Origin of the sequence: Catenulispora rubra, assembly GCF_015356825.1 — a bacterium.
In the GTDB taxonomy this organism is placed as follows: Bacteria; Actinomycetota; Actinomycetes; order Streptomycetales; family Catenulisporaceae; genus Catenulispora; species Catenulispora rubra.
In genome coordinates, this window is record NZ_JAACYW010000493.1 from 1 (window position 1) to 4637 (window position 4637).

A 4637-nucleotide genomic window follows, 5' to 3' on the forward strand; every position below is an offset into this window, starting at 1 on the left:
GCCCCGCCCCGCCGGCCGGTCAACGCCCACCCCCCGAATTCGCCGCAAAGTTGCGTCAAATGAGCGAACGAACACCGCCGAACGCCCCTCAGGCAGCCAGCGCCAGCATCACCGGACCGCTGCTGCTGCGTCGCCGCGTGGCCAGCTCCCGCCGCACGGTGCTGAGCACCGCCGCCTGGCGCTTCAGCCGCAGCACCTCGGCGACCGACTCGGCGAGCCCGCCGAGCGTCGTGCCGAGCGCGCCGGCGACCGCCGCGATCATCTCGCTCGACGGCTCCTTGAGCCCGCGCTCCACCTCCGACAGGTACTGCGGCGAGATGCCGGCGCGGCGTGCGGTCTCCGCGAGGCTTTCCTCATGCTCGCGCCGCAGCCCGCGCAGCTGCTCGCCGAGCACCTCGCGCCACAGCGGCTCGGGCTCGGGAGCCGCGGGCTGCTTCGGCGGCTGGTCGGCGTATCCGCCGGGGACGACGTGCAGTCTCAGAAGCTCGCTCATGTTGTGAGCGTACGGACAGCTGGCGAGGCGAGTCCCGCTTGTCTGCTGACAGCAGACACCGCTGCGCAGAACGGGTGACCCGGCTTGCGGGGCCGCCGCTTCAGAACGACGACGCCACGCCAGGCGCGCTCTACACGTTGGCCGGCGGGGGACACATATGGATTATTCGGGCTTGATTCTCGGAACTTTCCTGTCGACCCTCCCTCTGACGCTCATTTTCTTTATCTTCCAGAAGCAGTTCGTATCCGGCTTGTTGGGAGGAGCAGTCAAAGGATGATCACACGCGTAGAAGGTCTCTTGTATGGAGCGGACTACAACCCGGAGCAGTGGCCGGAGTCCGTCTGGAAGCAGGACGCCAACCTCATGAAGGACGCCGGCGTCACGATGGTGACCCTCGGGGTGTTCTCCTGGGCCCGCCTGCAGCCCGCCGAGGACGAGTGGGACTTCGAGTGGCTGGACGGGCTGATGGACCTGTTCCACAGCCGCGGCATCGCCGTCGACCTCGCCACGGCCACGGCCTCGCCGCCGGCCTGGTTCGTGCGTCAGTACCCGGAGACGCTGCCGGTCACGGCCGACGGCGTGCGCCTGGAGTTCGGCTCGCGGCAGCACTACTGCCCCTCGTCTCCCGTCTACAGAGCGGCGGCGACGAGGCTGGCCCGCGCGATCGCCGAGCGCTACGGCGAGCACCCGGCGCTGGCGCTGTGGCACATCCACAACGAGTACGGCGACCACGTCAAGGAGTGCTTCTGCGACGTCTCGGCCGAGGACTTCCGCCGCTGGCTGAAGGAGCGCTACAGCGACGACATCGCGCAGCTGAACTTCGCCTGGGGCACGGAGGTCTGGTCCCAGCGCTACTCGGATTTCTCGCAGATCGAGCCGCCGCGCAAGGCCCCGGGCCCGATCAATCCGGGACAGCTGCTGGACTGGCGCCGGTTCAGCTCCGACGCGCTGCTCGCCTGCTTCCTCGGCGAGCGGGCGGTGCTGAAGGAGGTGACGCCGGAGATCCCGGTCACGACCAACTTCATGTCGATGATGAAGGACCTCGACTACTGGAAGTGGGCCGAGCACGAGGACGTCGTCTCCGACGACGCGTATCCGGACCCGGCGAACAGCTCGGCGCACGTGCTCGCCGCGATGAACTACGACCTCATGCGCTCGCTCGGCGGCGGGAAGCCGTGGCTGCTGATGGAGCAGGCGCCGTCGGCGGTGAGCTGGCGCGCGGTGAACGTGCCCAAGACGCCCGAACAGCGGCGGCTGTGGTCGCTGCAGACGGTCGCACGCGGCGCGGACGGCGTCATGCACTTCCAGTGGCGGGCCTCGCGGGCCGGCGCGGAGAAGTTCCACAGTGCCCTGCTTCCGCACGGCGGGACCCAGACGCGGGGGTGGCGGGAGACGGTCCGGCTCGGCGAGGAGCTGGCGAGCCTCAAGGAGGTCGCCGGGAGCCGGATCGAGAGCACGGTCGCCATCGTTCTGGACTGGAACTCGTGGTGGGCGCTGGAGGCCGAGGACCACCCTTCGGCGCGGATCCAGCTCAAGGAGCAGATCCTGAGCTGGTACTCGGTGGTGTACCGGTGGAACCACGTCGTCGACTTCGTGCCGCCGGACGCCGACCTGAGCGGGTACAAGGTGGTGCTCGTGCCGAACCTGTACTCGGTGAGCACCGAGAACGCGGCCCGGCTGACCGACTACGTGTACGGCGGAGGGTACCTCGTCGTCGGGTTCTTCAGCGGGATCGTCGACGAGCTCGACCACGTCCATCAGGGCACTGACGGGTCCGGCGGGGGCCACCCGGGTCCGCTGCGGGACGTGCTCGGAATCACCGTGGACGAGTGGTGGCCGATCACGGACGCGTACTCGACGCCGGTCACCTTCACCGCCGACGAGGAGACCGCGAAGGCGAAGAAGAAGCACGGCAGCAAACACAGCTACGGCATCGGCTACCACCCCGCGCCCGCCGCGTCGCGCTGGAGCGAATGGCTCGCCACGACCACGGCCCGGACCGTCGCGCACTACGCCGCGGGGCCGCTGAAGGACCGTCCCGCTGTCACGTGCAACGACTTCGGCGAGGGCCGGGCCTGGTACGTGAGCTGTGATCTGGGCTGGGCCGTCGAGAAGGTGCTCGCCGAAGCCGTCCGGCCCGCCGTGGTGTGGCCGTCGCCGGCCTCGGCGCTGGCCGTCACCGGGGTCGAGGTGGTGTGCCGCAGTTCCGAGTCGCACCACTACTACTTCCTGCTCAACCACGGGGACACGGCGGTCGAGCTGGGTTCGTCGGTGCCTTTCGGCGCGGTGAACCTGCTGACCGGGAGTCGTCCCACCCAGCTGGCCGCGAAGGGGGTCGCGGTCCTGAAGGTGGGCAGGTGATCATTTCTCGTCGGTGACGGGCCCTGGCCGCTGCGGCGGTCGGTGTGGGTCTGGTTCTCGGATGGCGATCGTGCCGCAGGTCTCCGCACGTCGGGGCCTGCGGCGCGGTGCTTTCGGCGTCGTCGGCACCGTCGTCGGCGGTGGCGACAGCGGCGGTCCACTTGTCGCACAGGTCACTTCCCCCGTGCGCCGGAATACTGATCCATCCCCGCCGGTTATACCCTGCGGGGTATCCGACCGAGGCCCCCGTCGAGCACCGAGGAGGAAACGGCCGTGGCCGTCGTGGAACTGACCAAGGACACCTTCGCCGAGACCGTGGCGGGCGAGGGCATCAAGCTTGTCGACTTCTGGGCCGAGTGGTGCGGGCCGTGCCGGTCCTTCGCGCCGGTGTACCAGAAGGCCGCCGGCAAGCACGAGGACATCGTGTTCGGCAAGGTGGACACCGAGGCCGAGCAGGAGTTGGCGATGGCGTTCGACATCCGGTCGATCCCGACGCTGATGATCGTGCGCGACGGCGTCACCCTCTACCAGCACCCCGGCGCGCTGCCGGAGTCGGCGCTGGAGGACCTGATCGCGCAGGCTCGGGCGCTGGACATGGACGAGGTGCGCAAGGCTCTGGCCGAGCGCGAGGCTGAGAACGCCGAGAGCGCCGCGGTCTGACACTCACGGCCTCTGTTCACGACAGCGGCCCCTCCTCACGACAGCGCAGTCGGCGCGGCGTCGGGTCCACCCTCCGCAACCGCGCCGACCACGCTGCCAGCCTCGTCGCCGGCATCGCCGTGTGCCCCCGCACACCGGGCGATGTCCGCCACGAGGCCTATTTCAACACGTTGACTCCCCTAACCCGCGGACGCACGGCGCCGGCCGCGTGTCGGTGAATCGTCGGCGTCGGATTCGCAACCTCGGGCACCCACCGCCTCGTCCTCCAGGAAACGGCGACGGCACCGGCCGAGTCCACGAATTCGAACGGATTCGAAGATGATCAGGATCCAGCTCGGCGCCGACGGTCTGGCCCGCTCGCGTTTCGCGCTGTCCCCGGTCTCGGAGACGGTCAACCTGCTCCTCGCAGCCGCGAACGGGGCCATCCCCGCGCCGCTGCGCCCGAGGCTGCGCGAGACGATCGCCACCCGGCGCCTGGACCTGCTCGCGGCGCTGCTGAACGTCGACGGCGGCGCCGGCCACTACATCCCGGACTTCCTCACCCCGCAGCCGCCCCGGTACGAGGGCGACACGGCCGAAGAACTCCACGCCGTCGCCACGACCCCGACCTGGCGCGTCGCCGGCGAGTTGGCCGTGGCCGTCGACGGCGAGCTGGCCAAGACCGTCGGACGCGCGCTGCCGCGCAAGCTCACCGAGACCGACGAGTGCGAGACCTCCGAACTGCTCGCCAAGGAGCTGGAGCAGGTCTGGCTCCACGTGCTGGCGCCCGAATGGCCGCGTGTCAGGGCTCGGATGGAGGCGGACGTCGACGCGCGGCTGCGGGTCCTCGGCAAGCACGGCTTCGGAGCCGCCATCGACACCCTCGACCCGAAGATCGACTGGCACGACGGAAGCGTACGCCTCCACGGCCGCTTCGAAGTCGACGTTTGTGAGCCGGCCCTGGTGTTCCTGCCCAGCGTGTTCAACACCCGCGCGGCGGCGGTGATCGACCCAGTCGTGCGGCACGTGCGCCCCGCCGACACCGGCGACGACACCGGCGACAACACCGGCGCAGGCGGCCAGCCGGCCCGCTACCGCCGCGCCGCAATGCTCTTCTACCCGATCCCCCGCAGCACCCCCGGCA

The 4637-nt window shown here is 69.9% G+C and carries 4 protein-coding genes; 3 read left to right on the top strand and 1 reads right to left on the bottom strand.

Translation table 11 applies throughout. From position 1 onward, the window contains the following. Positions 1 to 88: 88 nt before the first annotated feature. Positions 89 to 493, bottom strand: coding sequence for a helix-turn-helix domain-containing protein (locus GWK61_RS52910; protein WP_194921868.1), 405 nt, complete (start codon positions 491 to 493; stop codon positions 89 to 91). Positions 494 to 766: 273 nt separating this feature from the next. Between GWK61_RS52910 and GWK61_RS52915 the strand changes: the two genes are divergently transcribed. The 3 genes from GWK61_RS52915 to GWK61_RS52925 all read left to right on the top strand — a co-directional run. Beyond that, positions 767 to 2854, top strand: a complete 2088-nt coding sequence (locus tag GWK61_RS52915; protein ID WP_194921870.1) for a beta-galactosidase — start codon at positions 767 to 769, stop codon at positions 2852 to 2854. A gap of 273 nt (positions 2855 to 3127) precedes the next feature. Then, positions 3128 to 3514: a thioredoxin gene (trxA, locus tag GWK61_RS52920; RefSeq protein ID WP_194921872.1), complete on the top strand. Its 387-nt coding sequence runs from the start codon at positions 3128 to 3130 to the stop codon at positions 3512 to 3514. A 318-nt stretch (positions 3515 to 3832) separates the two neighbouring features. After that, the coding region (locus GWK61_RS52925; RefSeq protein ID WP_194921873.1) for a hypothetical protein at positions 3833 to 4637 on the top strand (805 nt) is incomplete at its 3' end.

Bases quoted from the DNA above. Each gene is read 5' to 3' on its own strand.
- GWK61_RS52910 (WP_194921868.1), bottom strand. From the start codon at position 493: ATGAGCGAGCTTCTGAGACTGCACGTCGTCCCCGGCGGATACGCCGAC.
- GWK61_RS52915 (WP_194921870.1), top strand. From the start codon at position 767: ATGATCACACGCGTAGAAGGTCTCTTGTATGGAGCGGACTACAACCCG.